Source organism: Pseudomonas sp. Fl4BN1 (assembly GCF_009908285.1).
Taxonomy (GTDB): Bacteria; Pseudomonadota; Gammaproteobacteria; order Pseudomonadales; family Pseudomonadaceae; genus Aquipseudomonas.
The window spans coordinates 42,666-63,321 of record NZ_JAAARM010000032.1; the positions used below are offsets into that span (position 1 = coordinate 42,666).

Annotated in this window: 20 protein-coding genes and 1 pseudogene; 5 read left to right on the forward strand and 16 right to left on the reverse strand. The window is 59.8% G+C overall.

Annotation, left to right across the window (positions count from 1 at the left end):
• Positions 1-33 precede the first annotated feature (33 nt).
• Positions 34-333 (reverse strand): BolA family protein, encoded by a 300-nt coding sequence (locus tag GV818_RS26820; RefSeq protein ID WP_161757084.1) that lies wholly within the window; start codon positions 331-333, stop codon positions 34-36.
• Positions 334-345: 12 nt separating this feature from the next.
• Complete coding sequence (locus GV818_RS26825; RefSeq protein ID WP_161757085.1) at positions 346-861, reverse strand: DUF2059 domain-containing protein; 516 nt, start codon at positions 859-861, stop codon at positions 346-348.
• Positions 862-1,054: 193 nt separating this feature from the next.
• Between GV818_RS26825 and GV818_RS26830 the strand changes: the two genes are divergently transcribed.
• Positions 1,055-2,449, forward strand: coding sequence for a class II fumarate hydratase (locus tag GV818_RS26830; RefSeq protein WP_161777970.1), 1,395 nt, complete (start codon positions 1,055-1,057; stop codon positions 2,447-2,449).
• A 77-nt stretch (positions 2,450-2,526) separates the two neighbouring features.
• Here GV818_RS26830 and GV818_RS26835 read toward each other — a convergent pair whose 3' ends face one another.
• From GV818_RS26835 to pap, 3 genes are all read right to left on the reverse strand, one after another.
• Positions 2,527-3,486 carry a DMT family transporter gene (locus GV818_RS26835; protein WP_161757087.1) on the reverse strand — a complete coding sequence of 320 codons (960 nt, stop codon included), beginning with the start codon at positions 3,484-3,486 and terminating at the stop codon, positions 2,527-2,529.
• Positions 3,487-3,645: 159 nt separating this feature from the next.
• Complete coding sequence (locus tag GV818_RS26840) at positions 3,646-4,830, reverse strand: thiolase family protein (RefSeq protein ID WP_161757088.1); 1,185 nt, start codon at positions 4,828-4,830, stop codon at positions 3,646-3,648.
• A gap of 103 nt (positions 4,831-4,933) precedes the next feature.
• A complete protein-coding gene (gene pap, locus GV818_RS26845) occupies positions 4,934-6,448 on the reverse strand; it encodes a polyphosphate:AMP phosphotransferase (protein ID WP_161757089.1) in 1,515 nt (504 codons plus the stop codon).
• Positions 6,449-6,595: 147 nt separating this feature from the next.
• Here pap and mnmC point away from each other — a divergent pair, with 147 nt between their 5' ends.
• From mnmC to GV818_RS26860, 3 genes and pseudogenes are all read left to right on the forward strand, one after another.
• Complete coding sequence (gene mnmC / locus GV818_RS26850) at positions 6,596-8,572, forward strand: bifunctional tRNA (5-methylaminomethyl-2-thiouridine)(34)-methyltransferase MnmD/FAD-dependent 5-carboxymethylaminomethyl-2-thiouridine(34) oxidoreductase MnmC (RefSeq protein WP_161777971.1); 1,977 nt, start codon at positions 6,596-6,598, stop codon at positions 8,570-8,572.
• A gap of 242 nt (positions 8,573-8,814) precedes the next feature.
• Positions 8,815-9,054 (forward strand): annotated as a pseudogene (locus GV818_RS26855) (osmoprotectant NAGGN system M42 family peptidase); the annotation flags it as partial.
• Between the two features lie 85 nt (positions 9,055-9,139).
• A complete protein-coding gene (locus tag GV818_RS26860) occupies positions 9,140-9,367 on the forward strand; it encodes a YheU family protein (protein WP_025127101.1) in 228 nt (75 codons plus the stop codon).
• Positions 9,368-9,402: 35 nt separating this feature from the next.
• Here the strand turns inward: GV818_RS26860 and GV818_RS26865 are convergent, their stop codons facing one another.
• Positions 9,403-9,735: a YnfA family protein gene (locus GV818_RS26865; RefSeq protein ID WP_161757091.1), complete on the reverse strand. Its 333-nt coding sequence runs from the start codon at positions 9,733-9,735 to the stop codon at positions 9,403-9,405.
• 63 nt (positions 9,736-9,798) lie between these two features.
• Positions 9,799-10,614, reverse strand: a complete 816-nt coding sequence (locus tag GV818_RS26870) for an SDR family oxidoreductase (RefSeq protein WP_161777972.1) — start codon at positions 10,612-10,614, stop codon at positions 9,799-9,801.
• A 307-nt stretch (positions 10,615-10,921) separates the two neighbouring features.
• Between GV818_RS26870 and GV818_RS26875 the strand changes: the two genes are divergently transcribed.
• Complete coding sequence (locus tag GV818_RS26875) at positions 10,922-11,074, forward strand: DUF3309 family protein (protein ID WP_007945780.1); 153 nt, start codon at positions 10,922-10,924, stop codon at positions 11,072-11,074.
• 61 nt (positions 11,075-11,135) lie between these two features.
• On the opposite strand, the gene GV818_RS26880 is transcribed toward GV818_RS26875, so the two are convergent.
• The 9 genes from GV818_RS26880 to GV818_RS26920 all read right to left on the reverse strand — a co-directional run bounded on the left by GV818_RS26880 (position 11,136) and on the right by GV818_RS26920 (position 20,644).
• Positions 11,136-12,116 carry a fimbrial protein gene (locus GV818_RS26880; protein WP_161757093.1) on the reverse strand — a complete coding sequence of 327 codons (981 nt, stop codon included), beginning with the start codon at positions 12,114-12,116 and terminating at the stop codon, positions 11,136-11,138.
• Between the two features lie 151 nt (positions 12,117-12,267).
• The gene (locus GV818_RS26885) at positions 12,268-13,149 is read right to left on the reverse strand and encodes a fimbria/pilus outer membrane usher protein (RefSeq protein WP_161777973.1); all 882 of its coding nucleotides are present in this window, start codon (positions 13,147-13,149) and stop codon (positions 12,268-12,270) included.
• Entirely contained in the window at positions 13,128-14,780 is a 1,653-nt protein-coding gene (locus tag GV818_RS26890) for a fimbria/pilus outer membrane usher protein (protein ID WP_161777974.1), read from the reverse strand. Before GV818_RS26890 ends, GV818_RS26885 begins: the two co-directional genes overlap by 22 nt.
• 205 nt (positions 14,781-14,985) lie before the next feature.
• Positions 14,986-15,726 carry a fimbrial biogenesis chaperone gene (locus GV818_RS26895; RefSeq protein ID WP_161777975.1) on the reverse strand — a complete coding sequence of 247 codons (741 nt, stop codon included), beginning with the start codon at positions 15,724-15,726 and terminating at the stop codon, positions 14,986-14,988.
• Between the two features lie 56 nt (positions 15,727-15,782).
• Positions 15,783-16,340, reverse strand: a complete 558-nt coding sequence (locus tag GV818_RS26900) for a fimbrial protein (protein ID WP_161757096.1) — start codon at positions 16,338-16,340, stop codon at positions 15,783-15,785.
• A 420-nt stretch (positions 16,341-16,760) separates the two neighbouring features.
• The gene (locus GV818_RS26905) at positions 16,761-18,848 is read right to left on the reverse strand and encodes an LTA synthase family protein (protein ID WP_161757097.1); all 2,088 of its coding nucleotides are present in this window, start codon (positions 18,846-18,848) and stop codon (positions 16,761-16,763) included.
• Positions 18,849-19,208: 360 nt separating this feature from the next.
• Entirely contained in the window at positions 19,209-19,400 is a 192-nt protein-coding gene (locus GV818_RS26910) for a PLDc N-terminal domain-containing protein (RefSeq protein ID WP_161757098.1), read from the reverse strand.
• A gap of 78 nt (positions 19,401-19,478) precedes the next feature.
• Complete coding sequence (locus GV818_RS26915) at positions 19,479-20,009, reverse strand: hypothetical protein (protein WP_161777976.1); 531 nt, start codon at positions 20,007-20,009, stop codon at positions 19,479-19,481.
• Positions 20,010-20,125: 116 nt separating this feature from the next.
• Positions 20,126-20,644 carry an ankyrin repeat domain-containing protein gene (locus GV818_RS26920; RefSeq protein WP_161757100.1) on the reverse strand — a complete coding sequence of 173 codons (519 nt, stop codon included), beginning with the start codon at positions 20,642-20,644 and terminating at the stop codon, positions 20,126-20,128.
• Positions 20,645-20,656 lie beyond the last annotated feature (12 nt).

The window sequence follows — 20,656 nt, forward strand, 5'->3', positions numbered from 1 at the left end:
GGCGCGTTGCGGATTCTAACAAAAAAACCGCGGTTAATGCTTACTGCCACCAGCGCAGGTCGGCGAGGCCGGGGCTACACCGATCTTCGACCACTCCTCAGGCGTGTAAGTGTGCAACGCCAACGCATGGAACTGGCCCATCAGCTCACCCAGAGTGGCGTAGACCTTCTGGTGGCGCTTGACGCTGTTGAGGCCGGCAAACTGCTCGCTGACCAGCACCGCTTTATAGTGGGTTTCCTGGCCACGGCTGTGCATGTGGCTTTCATCCAGCACTTGCAGGTGCTCGGGCTGCAATGCACCCAGCGCCGATTCGATACGTTGTTGCATGGTCATTGCGGGCTCCGCTTACTTCTTCTTCGCAGGTGCTGCTTTTGGCTCGAGTTCGGCCGTCATGTCAGCCAGCAGTTTGTTCACCACCGGTACTGCGCTTTCCAGCTTGGCCTGGGTCATCTGCGCCGATTGCTGGGTTAGCTGAGGCATTTTTTCCAGGACTTTCTTGCCCAGTGGCGACTGATAGAACGCCACCAGGTCCTTGAGCTCGGATTCGCTGAAGTTGCTGGTGTAGAGCTTGACCATGTCCGGCTTCAACTTGTTCCAGCCAATGGCCTGGTCCAGGGCGGCGTTGGCCTTGGCCTGGTAGGTTTCCAGCAGGGCACGCTTGGATTCCGGGGCTTTGGTCTGCTCGAAACGCTGGGCGAACATTTGCTGAACTTGCATGTACACCGGAGTACCGAGCTTGTCCGCATGGGCCAGGGTCAGGAAGGACTCGGCACTGGCGTTGTGGCTGGCGGTATCGGCAAGAACTTGGCCGCTGGCACAGACCAGAACAACCGCGGTACAGATGGCACGAAAACGGGTCATCGAGTTTCCTTTTCTAGCAGGCGAGGTAAAACCCCAAGGGCGACCATTCTGCGCCTATTAATCCGCGTCCCTCAACCCCACACCCGGACACCCTTGGGTTTTGCTCAAGTACAGGACGGAAAAACACCTTTCAGGGAACCCGAGCCACGGATCACGGCCTAAACTGGCCAGTCAGACTTGGAGGATTGCCACGATGAATCGAATCGAAACTGACAGCCTGGGCCAGGTTGAAGTCCCTGAAGAGGCCTACTGGGGTGCACAAACCCAACGTTCTCTGGTCAATTTCGCCATCGGCAATGAACGCATGCCACTGTCGGTGCTACATGCCCTGGCGCTGATCAAGAAAGCCGCCGCCCGGGTCAACGACCGCAATGGCGACGTACCCGCCGACATCGCCCGCCTGATCGAGCAGGCCGCCGACGAAGTACTGGCAGGCCAGCATGACGACCAGTTCCCCCTGGTGGTGTGGCAGACCGGCAGCGGCACCCAGAGCAACATGAACGTCAATGAAGTACTCGCCGGGCGCGCCAATGAGTTGGCGGGCAACCCCCGGGGCGGCAAGGCGCCGGTGCACCCCAACGATCACGTCAACCGCTCGCAAAGCTCCAACGACTGCTTCCCGACCGCCATGCACATCGCCGCAGCCCAGGCGGTGCAGTTCCAGCTGTTGCCGGCGATCATCGAGCTGTCCGGCGGCCTGTCCGAATTGGCGGCCCGGCACATGAAGCTGGTGAAGACCGGACGTACCCACATGATGGATGCCACGCCCATCACCTTTGGCCAGGAAGTCTCCGCCTTCATCGCCCAGTTGGGCTACGCCGAGCGGGCCATCCGCAGCGCCTTGCCCGCAGTCTGCGAGCTGGCACAAGGCGGTACCGCCGTGGGCACCGGGCTCAATTCGCCACACGGCTTCGGTGAAGCCGTTGCCGCCGAACTGGCAGCGCTCTCAGGCTTGCCCTTCGTCACCGCGCCCAACAAATTCGCCGCCCTCGCCGGTCACGAGCCACTGACCACGCTCTCCGGCGCACTGAAAACCCTCGCCGTGGGCCTGATGAAAATCGCCAACGACCTGCGCCTGCTGGGTTCGGGGCCGCGAGCCGGCCTGGCGGAAGTCAAGCTGCCGGCCAACGAGCCAGGCAGCTCAATCATGCCCGGCAAGGTCAACCCGACCCAGTGCGAAGCCTTGTCGATGCTGGCTTGCCAGGTCATGGGCAACGACGTGGCAATTGGTTTTGCCGCCAGCCAGGGCCATCTGCAGTTGAATGTGTTCAAGCCGGTGATCATTCACAACCTGCTGCAGTCGATCCGCCTGCTGGCCGATGGTTGCCGCAACTTCCAGGAGCATTGCATCGCCGGACTGGAGCCCGATCCTGTGCAAATGGCCGAGCACCTGGAGCGGGGACTGATGCTGGTAACGGCACTCAACACCCATATTGGCTATGACAAAGCCGCCGAGATTGCCAAGAAAGCCTATGCCGAGAACCTGACCCTGCGGGAAGCGGCGCTGGAGCTGGGCTACCTGACCGATGAACAGTTCGATGCCTGGGTCCGACCGGAAAACATGCTGGAGGCAGGAAAACAGAGCTAAGACGGCAACTCATCTACTGATGATCCAGCGCCTGGCAAAGCTCCACCGGCCTGCAGGCGCTGGCTTGCCAGCGAAGCTCAGCCCACGCTAATACGCTGACGTCGAGCCCTGAGGCCGGCCATCAACGACGGCCCCAGCGCCGTCAGCGCCGAACCCAGTACCACCAGCAGCGCCCCGCCATAACCCAACCCATTGATCTCTTCAGCTTGTACATACTCCGGCCAGAGCCAGGCAGCCCAGGCCACTGCGGCAAAAGTCACCAGGGGGGTTATTGCCAGGGTCGCACTGACTCGTGACGCCTCCCAATGGGCCAGGGCCTCGGCAAAGGCGCCATAGGCGATCAAGGTATTCAGGCAGCAAGCCAGCAACAGCCAGCCCTGCAAGGGACTCAGCTCCAAGGCTTCCAGTGGATGGACCCACGGGGTGAGCAGCAGTGCACAGAACAGGTAGATCACCATCATCACCTGCAGCGAGTTCCATACACTCAGCAGTTGTTTCTGCCCCAGAGCATAAAAGGTCCAGACCGCAGAGGCGGCCAGGATGGTCAACACCCCGGCGGTGTAATCACTGAGTGAAGTCAGTAATTCGGTCAGGCGCTGATTGAAGAACAACCCGAAACCGACCAGCAACACCAACAGTCCCAGGCCCTGCCCCAGGCTGAATCGCTCCTTGAATACAAACACACTGGCGATCAGCAGCAGGATCGGGCCCATCTGCACCACCAGTTGCGCAGTACCCGGACTCAGCAGGTTCAGGCCCATCAGGTACAACACGTAGTTGCCCACCAAGCCACAGACCGCGATCGGCACCAGCCAGGCGCCCTGTGGACCAAGCAAGCGCCAGCGCGGTAGGCGCCCCACCGCCGTGAGGTAGAGCAGCAGGCAACCGCCGGACACCAGCAAGCGAAACCAAGTCACGGTGACCGGGTCCATCACCAGCAGCACTTGCTTGAGCTTGATCGGCAGGATGCCCCACAACAGTGCAGTCAGTAAGGCGAGGAACAGGCCATAAACCCAGCGACCGGATGAAACGTGCATGCGAACCCCACAAAGCCCTACCAGCGAGACTCACATTCTAGGCCCCGGCCTGAGGCCAACACAGAGACAGTTGGCGACGAAGCGCAATCAGGATTGTGCAGGTCGCAAAACGCAAACCGGCCCCGTCCGGGGCCGGCTCAGCCGCACAGTTCCACGAACCTAGCGCACCGCCTCAAACAATCCTGTCGCGCCCATGCCTCCGCCCACACACATGGTGACAATGCCGTAACGCAGATTGCGCCGCTGTAACTCACGCACCAGATGCCCTACCTGGCGTGATCCGGTCATGCCAAACGGGTGACCAATGGAGATCGAGCCACCATTGACGTTGTACTTGGCGTTATCGATCTCGAGCCGGTCACGGGCGTACAAGCACTGGGAAGCAAAGGCTTCGTTGAGTTCCCAGAGGTCGATGTCATCCACCCTCAGGCCCTTGGCCTGGAGCAACTTGGGCACCGAGAACACCGGGCCGATGCCCATCTCGTCCGGCTCGCAACCGGCCACGGTAAAACCGCGAAAAAACGCCTTGGGCTTAAGCCCCAGGGCCAGCGCCCGCTCCAGGCTCATCACCAGGGTCATCGAAGCGCCGTCGGACAGCTGCGAGGAGTTGCCCGCCGTAACCGAACCGTCGTCGGCAAACACCGGCTTCAGGGCTGCGAGGTTATCCAGGGTGGTATCGGGGCGGTTGCAGTCATCACGATCCACCACGCCATCCAGTATCTGCACCTGGCCGCTCTGCTTGTCCTCGACCTTGTACTTGACCGTCATCGGCACGATCTCGTCATTGAACAGGCCGGCAGCCTGGGCTTGGGCAGTACGCTGCTGGCTTTGCAGGGAATACCGGTCCTGAGCCTCGCGGCTGACCCCATAACGCCGAGCGACGACCTCGGCGGTCTGCCCCATGGGGAAGTAGATGCCCGGCACCTGCTCCTTGAGCAGCGGGTTGATCAGGTTGTCGGTATTGACGCTCTTCATGGTCAGGCTGATGGACTCGACCCCACCGGCGACGATGATGTCGCTGCAGCCAGAAGCAATCTGGTTGGCGGCAATGGCGATCGCCTGCAGGCCCGAGGAACAGAAGCGGTTGAGAGTCATGCCCGCGGTGCCGGTGCCCAGTGCCGAGAGCACCGCTACGTTGCGACCGATATTGAAACCCTGGGCGCCCTCATTGGACCCGGCGCCGACGATGCAGTCCTCGACACTGGCCGGGTCAATGCCATTGCGGCTCAGCAGCGCATTGACGCAGTGAGCGGCCATGTCATCCGGGCGGGTCTGATTGAACTTGCCCCGAAAGGACTTGGCCAGGCCAGTCCGTACGCTGTCGACGATCACCACTTCACGCATGACGCACCTCATTGTTGTTGTCGGCTGGAAGGAGCATCGAGCATAAATGCCCTTGCTTGCCGACCGCGACAATCATTCACTCGGCATATGCGTGACCATCGGCCTACTTCTTATCTTTTTTATCGTGCTTGTCGGAACGTTCGAACGCCGCCTCCAAGGCCCGGTTGATGGTGCGCAGGACCTTGACCCGGGCCCAGCGCTTGTCATTGGCCTCGACCAGGGTCCAGGGCGAGACTTCGGTGCTGGTGCGATCCACCATGTCACCGACGGCAGCCCGGTAGTCGTCCCACTTGTCGCGGTTGCGCCAATCGTCCTCGGTGATCTTGAAGCGCTTGAAGGGAATGGCCTCCCGGGCCTGGAAGCGCTCCAACTGCGTATCCTTGTCGATGGCCAACCAGAACTTCAGCACGATCACCCGGGCGTCGGCCAATTGCTCTTCGAAGTCGTTGATCTCGCTATAGGCCCGCAGCCAGTCAGCTGGCTGGCAAAACCCCTCGATCCGCTCCACCAACACCCGGCCATACCAGGACCGGTCGAAGATGGTGAACTTGCCCCGCGCCGGAATATGCCGCCAGAAGCGCCAGAGATAAGGTTGCGCACGCTCTTCTTCAGTGGGCGCGGCGATCGGCACGATGCTGTACTGACGCGGGTCCAGCGCCGCGGCGACCCGGCGGATGGCGCCGCCCTTGCCGGCCGCGTCATTGCCTTCGAAGACCGCCACCAAGGCGTGCTTGCGCATGCGCTTGTCCCGCAGCAAGCCAGCCAGGCGCGCCTGCTCGGTGATCAGTTGTTCCTCGTAGTCGTCCTTGTCCAGGTGCTGGGTCATGTCCAGGCTGTCCAGCAGGCTGCGCTGGTCGACTGCCGCCGTCAGCGGCGCTGCATTGACCTGGGCGGGCCTCAACGGTTGGCGGTTCAGGGCATTTTGCAGCCCCTCCAGCAAAATCCGTCCCACGGTGAGGCTACGATAATACGGGTCAACCCCCTCGATCACATGCCAGGGGGCGTAGTCGCGGCTGGTGCGGCGCAGCACGCGCTCGCCGTACTTGACGAACTTGTCGTAGGTTTCCGACTGCTGCCAGTCCAGCGGGCTGATGCGCCAACTGTGCAGCGGGTCATCTTGCAGGGCCTTGAGACGGGCCTTCATCTGTTTCTTGGACAGGTGAAACCAGAACTTGAAGATCAGTGCTCCTTCATCACAGAGCATCTTTTCCAGGCGCTCGGCACCATTGATCGCCTGATCCAGCCGCGGGTCCTTGATCTCGCCATGCACCCGGCTCTGGAGCATCTGGCTGTACCAGTTGCCGAAAAACACCCCCATGCGGCCTTTGGCCGGAAGCATCCGCCAGTAGCGCCAGGCCGGTGGTCGCGACAGCTCCTCATCGGTCTGCTGGTCAAAGGTGCGCACTTCGATCAGTCGCGGGTCCATCCACTCGTTGAGCAGTTTGACTGTCTCGCCCTTGCCCGCGCCCTCGATACCGTTGATCAGCACAATCACTGGAAACGTCGCTTTCTGACGCAGCTCGAACTGCGCTTCGAGCAGCGCCTCGCGCAAGGCTGGCACTTCGGCGTCGTAGGTTTCTTTGTCGATGGCGTGACCGATTTCAGCGGATTCGAACATGGGTGGCTTCCTTCCAAGAATTTCCCAAGACTAGCGGATCGACCTCCACCTAGGAAAACAAATCCCCAACCGATGTCGGCTTGCTATGGATCAAGCATCAGCATGGCGATCGGCTAGAATGGCCGCCTTGTGGTTGACGAGCCGAACATGACACCTGAACTGCCCCACGCCCAGCTCGACTGGGACGACCAAGGACGCCCGCGTTCGCGGGTCTTCGATGACGTGTATTTTTCCAGTGAGTCGGGCCTGGATGAAACCCGCCATGTGTTCATCGAACAGAACCGCCTGCGGGAGCGTTTTGCTGCGCTGCCAGCGGGCGGGCGCTTTGTCATCGGTGAAACCGGCTTCGGCACCGGGCTGAACTTTCTCTGTGCCTGGCAGTTGTTCCAGCAACAGGCGCCCGCCGATGCACGCCTGCATTTCGTCAGTGTCGAAAAGTACCCCTTGAGCCACGCCGACCTACAGCGTGCCCTGGCGCTGTGGCCGGAACTGACGGCGCTGGTGCAAGACTTGCTCAAACACTACGTGGCCGTACACGGCGGTTTTCAGCGCATCACCCTGGAAGGCGGCCGGGTCACCCTGACGTTGCTGATCGGCGACGCACTGGAGCAGTTGCCGCAACTGGATGCGCAGATCGATGCCTGGTTTCTCGACGGCTTTGCCCCAGCGAAAAACCCTGACATGTGGACCCCTGAACTGTTCGCCGAGCTGGCGCGCCTGGCCGCGCCGGGTTCCACCATCAGCACCTTCACCAGCACCGGCTGGGTGCGCCGCCTGTTGAACGCGGCGGGCTTCAAGATGAAGCGCACCCCGGGTATCGGTCATAAGTGGGAAGTGCTGCGAGGCGAATTCCTCGGCTGGCCCGAAGAGGCCCCGACCCCGGCCAGGATCAAGCCCTGGTTTGCCCGCCCGGCGCTGCAGGCAAAAACTGCCCTGGTGATCGGCGGTGGGCTGGCCGGTTGCGCCAGCGCTGCAAGCCTGGCGGCTCGCGGTTGGCAGGTGCAATTGCTGGAACGTCACTCGCAACTGGCCGAGGAAGCCTCGGGCAATCCTCAGGGCGTGCTCTACCTCAAGCTCTCGGCCCACGGCACCGCGCTGTCGCAGATGATCCTCAGCGGCTTTGGCTACACCCGCCGCCAGTTGGAGCATCTGCAGCGCGGTGTGGATTGGGACGGTTGCGGCGTGCTGCAACTGGCGTTCAATACCAAGGAGGCCGAACGCCAGGCGCAGTTGGCCGAGGCCTTCCCTGCCGACTTGTTGCATGTGCTGGATCAACCCGCGGCCCAGGCCCGGGCGGGCATCGGCCTGGAGCACGGCGGCCTGTTCTATCCCGAAGGTGGCTGGGTGCATCCGCCAGCCCTGTGCCAATGGCAGGCCAGCCATCCACAGATCCGGGTCCTGACGCACCGGAACGCGCTGGAGTTGCGCCGAGTCGAGCAACAGTGGCAAGCCTGGGATGGCGAGCAGATGCTGGCCTGTGCGGCAGTGGTGATCCTCGCCGGTGCCGCCGAGATCAAGCGCTTCCCGGCCAGTGCCGAGCTGCCCCTCAAACGCATTCGCGGGCAGATCACTCGCCTGCCACAGACAGAGCAAAGCCAGAGCCTGGCGACAGTGGTCTGCGCCGAAGGTTATGTCGCCCCGCCGCGACTGGGAGAACACACCCTGGGTGCCAGTTTCGACTTCAAGAGCGAAGACCTGACCCCCACCGCAGCTGAACACGCCGGCAACCTGGAGATGCTGCGGGAAATCTCCAACGACCTGCTCCAGCGGCTGAACGCCGAGCACCTGCCCCTGGAACAGCTGCAAGGTCGTGCGGCCTTTCGCTGTACCAGCCCGGACTACCTGCCCATCGTCGGCCCCCTGGCCGATCAGGCAGCGTTCGCCGAGACCTACGCCGCCTTGGGTAAAGATGCGCGCCAGGTACCGGACCAGCCCTGCCCCTGGCTCGATGGGCTGTACATCAACAGTGGCCACGGCTCTCGCGGGCTGATCACTGCCCCCTTGTCCGGCGAGCTGTTGGCCGCCTGGCTGGAAAACGAACCCCTGCCGCTGCCCAGGAGCGTGGCCGAAGCCTGCCATCCGAACCGCTTTGCCCTGCGCCGGCTGATTCGCGGCAAGGCTTGATCCAGAGCCGCGGCGTTCAGCCTTGAATGCCGCCGATGGTCGCCCGAGAAGCTGACAAACCAAGCCTCTGATGCCGGCACCGCACGCCGATTTATAACCTGTCGATTTAAAAGACCCGAGTCATGCACAGGTCAGTGTCCAGGTAGCCACCATTTTGACGGCGCAGCGGACCAGCCAGAACATGTGTTCATCGAAGCCAACGAGCGTGCCGTGAAGGACAACGGCCGCCTGACCCTGGCCCCAGTGGGCTGCTGGCCTTCGGTTGCGACGCCACCCACGGCTACGAACGCACCCACATCGACAGCCTGGCGACACTCGGTCGCTTGCTCGGCGCCTAGATCCTCAGCCCAGCGGTTTTCGCCAGCGATGCGCAGCCAGCCCAGGTTTCCCTGGACCGTTTCAGCCATCAACTGCACGATGCACCGATGGAAAGCGACACCCGAGTGCCCTCGGTAGACAGCCTGCTGGGGCATAAATCCTGAACCTTGGCCCGGGGTTTGTGCACGTCGTGGCTGGCGGCACAGCCCCGGGCGCAGTAGCATCCTGGATTGTTTGCCGGAGGCCCCCATGCTGATTCCCCACGACCAACTTGAAGTCGACACACTGACCCGCCTGATCGAAGACTTCGTCACCCGCGAGGGCACCGACAACGGTGACGAAACCCCGCTGGAAACCCGGGTCCTGAGGGTCCGTCAGGCCCTGAGCAAGGGGCAGGCGGTGATCGTTTTCGATCCGGACAGCGAGCAGTGCCAACTGATGCTCAAGCACGACGTGCCCAAGGAGTTGTTCGACTGATCCGCCACCCGGCTCAGGCGCCTGGGCCGGGATGCTCAACCATTGGAAAAGCGCGGGCCAAACAGAATCACACTGGCCCCGATCACACACAGCAACAGCCCCAGCCAATCCGAGCCCAGGGGCCGTACCCGCTCCACCACCGCCAGCCAGCCAATAGACGCAACGATGTAGATGCCTCCGTAGGCGGCATAGGCGCGCCCGGCATATGTAGCTTCGACTTTGGTCAGCAACAGGGCGAACAGGGTCAGGCTGATCAGCGCGGGAGCAACCCACAGGGCACTCTTGCCCTGGCGCAACCACATCCAGAAAGCAAAACAGCCGGCGATTTCAAACAGCGCGGCGAGAAAGAACCACAGGTAATTGAGCATGCAAGGTCTCGTCAGGATTGCCAGATGCGGCAACCCTAACCACGCCTTGATTAGCGAGCAAGTCTAACCGGCGACAGGTTTGGCCTTGGCGCGCATCTTGTCGGCCATCAAGGTCATTTCATCGTACAGAGCCTGTGGGTTTTTCTGCTTCAGGGCCCAGGCCATACGCCCTTGCTCGTGGGGCAGGATCATGAACTGGCCGGCACCGACCTGGGCATGGATGTAGTCGGCAATCTCGGCGGCGGTAATCGGCGAGCTTTCCAGCAGCTTGCCCACCTGGGCCTTCATCGCTGGGGTCGGGCCACGGAAGGAGTCCAGCAGATTGGTCTGGAAGAATGACGGACAAACCACATGCACACCGATTTCCTGTTGCGCCAGCTCAATCAGCAGACTCTCGGAAAGCGCCACCACTCCGGCCTTGGCCACGTTGTAATTGCTCATGGCCGGGCCCTGCATCAAGGCGGCCATGGAGGCAATGTTGATGATCTTGCCCTTGCTCTGCTCCAGCAACGGCAGGAAAGCCTTGCAGCCCTTGACCACGCCCATCAGGTTGATCGCGATCTGCCAGTCCCAGTCCTCCAGGGACAATTCACTGAAGAACCCACCCGACGCCACGCCCGCATTGTTGACGATGATATCGATGCCGCCGAACTTGACCTCGCAGGCCTGGGCAAACGCCGTCAACTGGCTGTAATCGCGCACATCGCAACGCTGCACAAAACCGTCACCACCTGCCGCGCGCACCAATTTCAAGGTTTCCTGCAGTCCCGCCTCGCTGACATCGGACAAGGCCAGCCGCCAGCCTTCGCGAGCCCAGCGCAAAGCGATTTCGCGACCCAGGCCGGAGCCGGCGCCAGTGATCATCATGCGATTTTGCATAAGAGTTGCCTTGTTGTTCCGGGGAAGATGAGCCGCAGTGTAGCGAAGGGCCCTGCGCCACCCACGTACCATCAGAGTGCTGAATGCCCGAGGCAAACCGCTGCCTGGGTGAGCATTGGCGCGCCAACGAAGGGCAACGTTGCCCAACCGAAAGGAAATAATCCCGTAAGCGGAACGCTTTAAAAAAACTTGGAATTTTTACGCTAGGCGCCGAGTCGGATTTATTAAGCGCTTGGGCTTTCTCGATAAAGCCAAGTTGTCCTTGAACAACTGCGTTGTTCAACTCTATTCAAATAAGGAAACCACCATGGGCACCATTCTGATCGTGATTCTGATTTTGCTGCTGATTGGCGGCCTGCCGGTTTTCCCACACTCTAGAAGCTGGGGTTATGGCCCTTCGGGGATTATTGGCGTGGTCTTGGTGGTGCTTTTGGTGCTGTTGTTGCTTGGCAGAATCTAAATGGCTTGATACAGCCACTAGGGTGAATACAGGCCGCTTTCAATTGCACAACTCCAGCGGCCTATTCATAAATTAAAGTAACGATGGCATTGGCCTTGACATACCCCCCCGTTACCAACGCATCCGTTTGCACGTAGCGAGCGGTCAGAGGAATGGCGACCCGCTCTTCGTCCTGATTGGAGGGCACCGCAGTGAGGTTGCTACGGACCCCGAGCGGCTGCAGGACGCTGCTGCTGGTGTCGCCTTTGAACAACTGAATGCCCACACCCGTTGCCATATCGGCGCCTGTGCCGTTGAGCAAAATATCGGACTGCCGGTGTGGACTATCGATGAGATAAGCGACCTTCACCCCCTTGTCGCACTTGAGATCAATCAAGAAGGCCTTGGCACCCGAAGCACTGCCAATCTGGTTGAACGACTGCTGTCTGGCCGTGGGCAACAAGATGTTGTCTACAGGCCTGTCGGGACGGCAGCCAATGTTTTTTTGCGTGAGGGTAAAGTTACTGAGATTGATCAGGTTGCTTCTGAAGTCGGAGTACCAGACCTCCATTTTCAGGTTTTTCGTACTACCGGAGGTGATGGGTCCGGTTTTTATCAGCTCAAAGGTGAAATGGTGGGGAACATCAAACTTCTTGTTGAACTCGAAACCACGACTTAGCGGCTCGATTCTTCTCCTGCCGATATAGGTCCCTTCTGGGGACTTGGCCTCCGGAGGGCTAAACCAAAACACCCGAACGCCGACACCAGGAATACCGGTTGAAAATACATTGTTACCGGTGTCCGCGCCCGCGCCCATCAACTCCATGCTCATATTGAAAGACGTGATGGATCCGCACGTGACAATGACGCTTCCCCTGTTGATCTCTTCCTTGAAAATAGTGGTGCCTATAGGAGCATCACGGGGTATCGAGCGCTCCAAGAGCGTGTAAGGGGTTTCCTGAGCTGTTCCACTGCAGATTGCCGCCCAAGCTGTACCTTGCCATAGGGAACAAGCGCTCAACAGCGCAGCAGGCAATACCACTGCTCGTCCCAACCGAGTCATAAACTGCCTCTCTGCCCCATATTGCGCACAGGGTTATCAGGTTTATAGGTGGCGCTATGACACAACGCCGGGTTTGACCCACTAATCATGCTTATCTAAAAGCTCACCATCACGATGACCTAGGGCTCTGCTATCGTCCCTGCCGAAACGGTTATTGCCTTAGCGCCTCCCTCTGTACAGACACCTGACAAGCCAACTTCAACGGCTGGTGGTAGTCCTCTGTGCTGGAGATTCCAGCATCAATGCTGTAGGGCGCGATACAACTCTGCCTCTTCTCTTGCCCCCATCGGACCAACAACTGCCCCGTCCCCTCTAGCCCCCGCACAAAGGCCCGACCACTCTGCCCGACCTGAGTCAATGTCTCGCCAGTAGCAGTGAGGACTTGTGACCCCAAAGGGATACTCTCGCTATCGTCACGTACCAGCTTGAGTAGGATTGGCCGTCCAACTACTGTCGGATAACGCAGCATGACCACGGCTCCCGCCCGAGGAGCCACTTGTTGCGAGGTCATCTCCAGTTCCACATCTCTCGAAGTGCCCTTTGGATCCTGGACCACTTCGTTACGACGATAAGGCGTCAGTCCGGCGACCACCGCGTAGCCGTTATCGGCGACTCGCGCATTGGTACTGCTGAGCACCTGGGCGCCTTCGGCACCCGTCGCTTCGAGCACCGCGATGGTTTCACCCTGGTTCGCCGTGGCGTTCAGCCCGCCTGGATGCGCCACCAACGTGCCCTGCATGCCGAGGTTGGCCTGACGATAGTTTTCCCCGCGGCTGGCCCCGAGGTTATAGCTGGCATGGGCTGCGTCATAACGCAGGTTGCCGCCGTAGTTGTTGCTGCTCTGCCCCCCGTAGCTATCACGGGAGCCATACAGGCTGTAGCCAAGCTCGCCCTGGTCACCGGCACTGCCACTCAGGGAGTTGTTGATGCCGTAGTTGCGATTACCGTCGTAGCGGATCGACGAACTCAGGTAAGGCGAGTACCGGGTACGCCCCAGGGGCACGCTGAAGCTCAGCAGGTATTGATTATCCATGCGCCCGCTGCCACTGCGGGTACGACGGCGCTGAGGTTGAAACTGCCCCAGTTGAAACCGTTGGAATAGCCCACTTGATAGGTGATGTCGCGGCCCTGATCGCGGTTCCAGTAGTTCTGTGCCATACCGGAAAAAGCGAGGTAGCCAAGACGCTCACCCAGGGGTTGGTTGAGGTTCAATTGCACCCGGCTGCGTTGCTTGAACAGGTGGCTGGGTGTCTCGGTGCTGCGCAGGCGGGCAAACTCACCGAAGTTCAGATAGCCCTCGCTGGAAAACCGGTAGGCCGCCACGCTGAAGTTGGTGGAAGTGGTTTCAATAAGCTTGTTGTAAGTCACCCGCAGGCTTTGTCCGCTCATCTGCGCCTGACTGTCAGGCAGCGAATCGTTCAAGCCCGATGCCTGGGAATGAGTCACGTCAGCGGCCACAGCCCCCAGCGCAGTGCTCAAGGCGACGCCTCCCAACAAGGCTCGATAATCCTGCGCAACAATCCCGCCGCCATAACCTGTCAACAGGTTGGACAGACCGCGCTGATAACTGCCCTGAAGGAAGGTCGGAGGCGTGTCGAGACTCTGATCGCGATAGCGCCCGGCACTGAGGCTGAAACGCGAACTGTCGGGGCGCAGCAACTGCGCCACTGACGCGTAAGGCACGATAAAGCTCTTGGTCCGACCATCGGCCTCGGTGATGGTGACGTTGAGGTCACCGGCATAACCGGAGTGGTACAGGTCATCGATCGCAAATGGGCCAGGGGGCACCGTGGTTTCGTAGAGCAGGCTTTCACCCTGACGCACACTGACCTTGGCCGTAGTATCTGCAACGCCGCGCACCACAGGGGCAAAACCGCGCATGGAATCGGGCAGCATTCGCTCATCACTGCTCAACTGCACACCGGTGTAGGGCATGCTGTCGAAGAAGTTGCCGGGGGTGTAGAACTCCCCCAGGGTCAACTGCGCCTGGAGTGCCGTCATGTCCCGCTGTACATAGCTGCTCAGCGCGCTGTAATGGCTGCGTCGGCCGCTGGCGGACGAATCGTTGTAGGTGTAGGAACCGTTGTGCCGCAGGCGCCAATCCCCCAGATTGATTCCTCCATTGAGGCTGCTATAGAACTGTCGACTGGTCTGTCCACTGGAACGGTTGTCGTTCAAATTGCTGCTGTAACCGAGAAAAGCGGCATCGACCCCTGAGTCCCAGTCCTTGGGTGATACATAACCACGCTTGGTCTGGCTCAAGTACAGCTGGGAAATGGACAGATCAACCCGCAGCGCCGACATATCCACATCGAAACGGCTATGGGCTGGCAGATCATCAGGGCCCAGACATTCAGAGGAGAAGGCGCGCGCCGCTTGCTCCACGGGCAGCCTGGAAAAATCCAACCCCAACTGTTCCAGTACGCCTGGCGGCAGGCAGGGCTGTACCTTCAAGCCGTCAGTGGAAGTCCTGAACAAGATCTCCTGACGTCCCAGCCAGTTCTGGTTCAGGTAAAGGTCAAGCCGGTGAGTGCCCGGTGTCAGGGGGTTGCCGCGCTCAAACTGCGACAGGTCCACAGACTGTCCCCGACTATTGTCAAAGAACGCAGGGTTGAACTGGATCAGTTCCTCTGCCTCACTGACTGCACTCAGCAGTCCAGACAACAGTGTTGCACCTCCGAAAATGACTTCCGCACGCAGAGCAAAACGGCCGCACCTCATACGCAAGAGGCGGCTAAGCGATAAAAACGGTGGGGGTGACAAAGTGCTCACTACACCTTTCCAGACGTTAGGCACCATGCGCCAGAGCTGACGAAATCACGGCTGCCGTAGTAGCGCGAAGAAGAGAACAAAACGCCCGGAATGCCTCCTAGGGCTCAAGCGAGGTTTCGCGACGAACCGCAGTTCCGTAGTCGTTAATCCACTCGTAAACCACGCTGCCCTGCCCCCCAGGGGGAGACGGTGCTTGCCCTAGCGTGAAGTCAGCAGAGGATTTCGGTGCCAGCATCCGGCTTTGCGCACTCAGACTTGGGCCACTCTTGAGCTTCACATCCACCGAATTGAAGGAAACGTGAAAGGCCGAGTCATTGCGTACCCTCAGTACGGTCTCAGCACCTGACTTGACCAAGCTCCAACGGAGTTTTTCCGCCGCGTCCATGACACTTCCCGACAGTTGCGCGGGACGGAAAAACAACTTCAAACGAGTACGAAACGCCAATTGCATGTGGTTGCTGACCGGCCCGGAAGCCAATGGCGGAACGTCCAGCAGGTTGAGCCAGTACACCGACTCGCGATCCTGTGGGACACCCGATTGAGGGGTGTAGGCGATGCGCAGGGTCTGCCCCTTTCCCTGGTTGATACGGGCCATTGGCGGCATGACCACAAACGGCACGTCCACATCATCAGGCTTGGAATCCGGATTGCCTTCGTCGATCCAGACTTGCACCAAGGCGGGTTGCCCACCCTTATTGCTGAGTCCAAGACTGACTTCACGCTCCTGAGCCGGATAGATGATCCGCGTTCCACTCACTACCACGTTGGCTTGCGCCATCGGGGGCAGCAACGCAAGGGAACAGCAGAAACACAGCAGAAACGAAAAACGGCGGGGCATGGCTCTCATCACTCGTTACGTGGAGCCCCGAAACCTAAGCCCCGGGACGTCCTTGCTCACTCAAAAACCATGTCCAGTACAACGCTTGCAGCAACTGGACCACCGGTGGTGTTATCAGCACCGGCTAGGTACTGGGCGTAGAAATTCAGCGTCGCGTCCTTACTGCCCTTATCAACATTCACTTTCTGAATATCGTCAGGAGTGATGGTATTCAGGTTGAGAGCCTGCTGCTGGCTGTTGAGCAATTGCACCTGAACGTTTGAAGCGGTTTCCACGCCAGAGTAGGTGTTGATCAAAGCACCGCTCAGAGCATCCACTTTGGTCAAGTCGGGCTTGAACCAGACTCCCACCGTACTGCCGGAGCAACCGGTGAACTTGAGCTTGAAGGGGGTCAATCCCGCAACAGTGCCCTTTTCAGCCAGCACGCTTGAGCCGACAGGGGGCAGATCAACCTTATGAACGTAGGTACCACTTGCGGTGTTTTCGACGGAGCAGGTTTCGGTGCTGATAAACCCCGTAAACTCCAACCTCACGTCGACGCCATCAGCCCAAGCACTCCCCGCCGCCATCAAAAGGCCGGAAGCCATACCCGCCGCCACAAATAGTTTTTTCACTAATCTCCTCCGTTACCAATCTTCGTGGCGGATTGCCGATCGCACCATTCAAGAACCGATGCTGCGAGCCTGATCTAGAGCGTTATCCGTATCTGTCTGGGCCGAAGCGGGAGGGATCATTACAGTCTGTTGGGATGGCCGATATGAGATGAATCCTAAAACCCGAGAAACGTCCCGTATCCGACCAAGAAATCGACTTTTCATGTAGGAATTCTTCCTAACAAACACAAGGAAATCCTTAAAACAGGAAAGATGATCTCTTTATAAAATCGGCGCGAAATCCGTGGACGAAGCAACTCTGCTAACACAGCTTGATTCGATGCAAAAAAAAACACCCCTCATGAGGGGTGTTCGATGTGCAGCGAGTCGAGCCCTGTCAACCCGCCAGCCCTCTACAGGGATTGGCGGGAGACGCGCGGATCAATCCGGTTTGCCGTTGACCACTCCGGCGGTGTTGTCGATCAGGCTCTTGGTCGCAGTCTGCAGGAAGGACTCCAGCTTCTGCTTGAGCTGCGCCTCATCCGCGGAGTCGGGAATCAGTTCGCCAGACGGCGCCGAGCCCAGTTCGTACTTGTACAGCCTTGGCGGCATTTCCTTGGGCAGTACCAGCACCCGATCCGCAGTCAACAGCGCAACGGTCTGATCGCTGCCCGAAGGCTTGATCACGCCGAAGCCCTTGTCGCCTTCCGGCAGGTTGAGCAGGTCGCGGCCCCAGCACTGATGCAGCACATCGCCACCGAGACGCCCCATGATGGTCGGCACGATGTCGATCTGGGTGCCCACGGTGTGGTCACGCTGGCCGAACTTCTCCTGGATACCCGGCGCAATCATCAGCATCGGCACGTTGAAGCGCCCCAGATCCATTTCGGTGATCTGCTGCTCGTTGCCAAAGCCATGGTCGCCCACCACCACGAACAAGGTTTCCTTGAAATAAGGCTCCTTGCGCGCTTTCTCGAAGAACTGGCCCAGGGCCCAGTCGGAGTAGCGCATAGCGGTCAGGTGCTCGTTGAGACTGCCGCGGTCGGTGACCTTGTCCACCGGCAATGGCGTCGGCAGCGCATACGGGGTGTGGTTGGACAGGGTCTGCAGCAGGGCATAGAACGGCGCCTTGCCTTCCCGGGCCTTCAACTCTTCCAGGCCACGGTTGAACATGTCCTGATCGGACACGCCCCAGGTCGGGTCGGAGAACACCGGATTGACGAAGTCGTTGCGGCCGATGAAGTTGGTCATGCCCTGGTTGCTGAAGAACCCCGACTGGTTGTCCCAGGCGAAATCGCCGTTGTAGACATACACGTCATCGTACTTGCGAGCACTGAGCAGTTGCGGCAGGCCGGACAGCTTGTGGCTGCCTTCCGGCGTCTGCATCAGGTATTCGAAGCCCGGCAGGTTGGGGAAGCACGCCATGGTCGCGAACATACCCTGGTGGGTATGAGTGCCGTTGGAGAAGAAGCGATCGAACAGCAGGCCTTCCTTGGACAGTTTGTCGAAGTACGGTGTGACCTCGCCCGGACGTCCCAGGGCGCCCACCGAATGCCCGGCGAAGCTTTCCATCAGGATCACGACGACGTTCTTGATCGGCAGGGTCTTTTCCCCGTCCGGCGTGTAGTTGCGGCGCACGGCTGCGATGTCCGCATCCACCAGCTTGTCGCTCGGCACCAGCAGCATGTCGCGCACGGTCTGCTGCGCCAGCGGCTGGGGCAAGGTGGCCTTCCAGATATTGGTGCGGTCTTCGGACAGACGATCCTTGGCCGCCGCAGCCAACTGCAGCGTGCCGTTGAGGCCCAGCTGGTTGGCAAAGTTCGATTCGGTGGTGTAGACGTCACCCCAACGCATCGGCGGGCCTTGGCGCAGGGTGCCACGGGCGGCAACCACACAGATCAGCAGGCACACCACGAACACCGCGATACGCGCATACCAGGGCGCGATCTGACGGGTACCGACATTGCCGCCACTGAACGGACCACGTGGCCGGGTAGCGCGGTCAGCGCCCTTGAATGCCAGGCTCAGGATCCAGGTACCCACGGCCCAGGCCAACAGGTAGCGAACCACCGGGAAGCCGTACCAGAGCATGCTCATCACGGTCTTCGGGTCTTCCTTCACATATTGGAAGACCAGGCCGTTGAGGCGCTGGTGGAATTCGCGATAGAAGTCCATTTCCATCAGGCCGAGGAACAGCGCGATGCTGGAAGTGACGGTCAGCCAGAAACGCAGTACCCCACGAGCCGCCATGGCCCGGGCACTGAACAGTGCCAGCAGCAGCGGCACGCTGAGATAGACCACCAGCCGCAGGTCAAAACGCAGCCCGTTGGCAAACGCCTCGAGGAAGGTCGAGGCCGGGGTGTCGAGGATCATCTCGCGGTTGTAGATCAGCAGCGCGACGCGCAACAGGGAGAGCATCACCATCATGACCAGTGCACACAACAGCGTGTAGGCCAGATGGGATTTAACGGTCGGTTGCAGCAGGCGATTCGAGGATCGCTGCTGACTCAGGGCATCCGAGTTTGCCATGTGGTTTTAGGACCCATTGGAAGTTTAAGTTGCAAAGATACAGCTGCGTTCTGCCCTCTTGTTGCCGCCAGGGCGACGGGGAAATACGCGGTGCGCAAATGTTGCACGATCACTCAAGGCATTGCCATTGATTAGTAGGCAGCACCGCCGAACCCACTGCCAGCGGCTCTGGGACAAGAGATTGCAGAGGATTAACCGAGGAAAAAGCGCCAGCGAATTGTCTTAGAGCGTTTGTGAAAATTTCGTTCAACGCATGTTTAGTCACACAAAAAAGGGCCTGATGACCCTTTTTTTCCCTGCCTAATCAGCCATTACCAAGAAGATTCACCGCCTACGAACCACGGTGCGGTGAATCCAGGCTCAGAGCCGCACATTACCTCGGGGACCGGCGATCGCCCAGATAATCAGCCCCAGCACCGGCAAGAAGATAATCAGCAGCACCCAGAGGATCTTCATCCCGGTTTCGGCGCCACTTTTGAGCACGTTGATGATTGCCCAGATGTCCAGGGCCAGGATGATCAGGCCAATCAGGCTATTGAAGGTGGAACCCATGGTCTCGCTCCCAAATGAGGTATGCCTCTTTAGGATAGCTGGGCTGAATCAGGGTTCCGTATTATTAGCGCGCAGATTTCAGACGTGCACGGCAACCTTCAGCGCTTCCAAGGCCGGCGCAGCCGCAATCCCGACCTCGCTACACAGCTCCAACACCCGCGGTACGTCATTGCCGTAGACCAGCACCACCTGCAGTTCGTCATCCAGCAACTGGCTGAAATTCATCAGCACATAACCGCCGTTTTCCGGGTTCATGCTGCCCATCTGGATCTGGATGCGGTTCAGGGCAGTCAGCGCTTCGATCTTGGCCAACTGTTTGGGCTTGATATTGAAACTCACCTCCTTGCCGAAGGAAGCAACGATCTGCGCGAACAGGTCGACATAAGTGTCGGCCTGAAACAGCACCGTCTCGGGCAGGCTGCCGACCACCACCCACTCGCCCAGGGGAATAGGGAAGCTGTCGTCGTAGTTGATGTCCGGATTGGCCGCCAGGAACACCTGGGGATCGGCGTAGGCCAGGACCGCTTCATCGGCGATCTGCTGAATCTCGGCGTCGCCCATGCACCCGGAGCTGATTTTGCTGATGAGTTCGATAAGGGCGGTTTTCATGGGCGCATCCTGAAGGCAAGGAAATTTCGAGGGCGCGAAGGATAGCCTAAAGTGCCAGGCCAGACCTATCGCTGCGACGAAGGCATGGTGCCCTCGTCCGCTCGAACCAGGCGGGCTCAGGCCAGGATTTTTTCCAGTTGCGCAGTGGTGTCCGCCGCGCCCATGGTCTTGGCCGCCTCCAGGGCGCTGACGCCATTGGCGTCAAGGGCCTTGGGGTCAGCGCCCTGGCTGATCAGGTAAGTGACGATTTCAGTGCGGTTGAACATTGCAGCCATCATCAACGCCGTGCGCCCGTCGAAGGACGAGCCTTCCACCTGCGCGCCGCCCTCCACCAAGGCCTTGACCACTGCCAGGTCGCCCTTGAATGCAGCGCCGGCAATCGGGCTCTGGCCATTGTCATTGCGGATCTCGGGGTCGGCCTGGTACTTGAGCAATACCTGTACCGCGTCTACGTGCCCGTGATAAGCGGCCAGCATCAGCAACGTATCGCCCTTGTGGTTACGCAGGTTGACCGGCAGGCCACTGTTCGCCAGCTTGTCGAGCATCTGTGCATCGCCCTGGCGAGCCACATTGAATACCTGCTCGACAAACTGGGCGGCCTCTTCTTCAGTCATCTGGCGGCTGTTGTCGGTCATCGGAAACTCCAG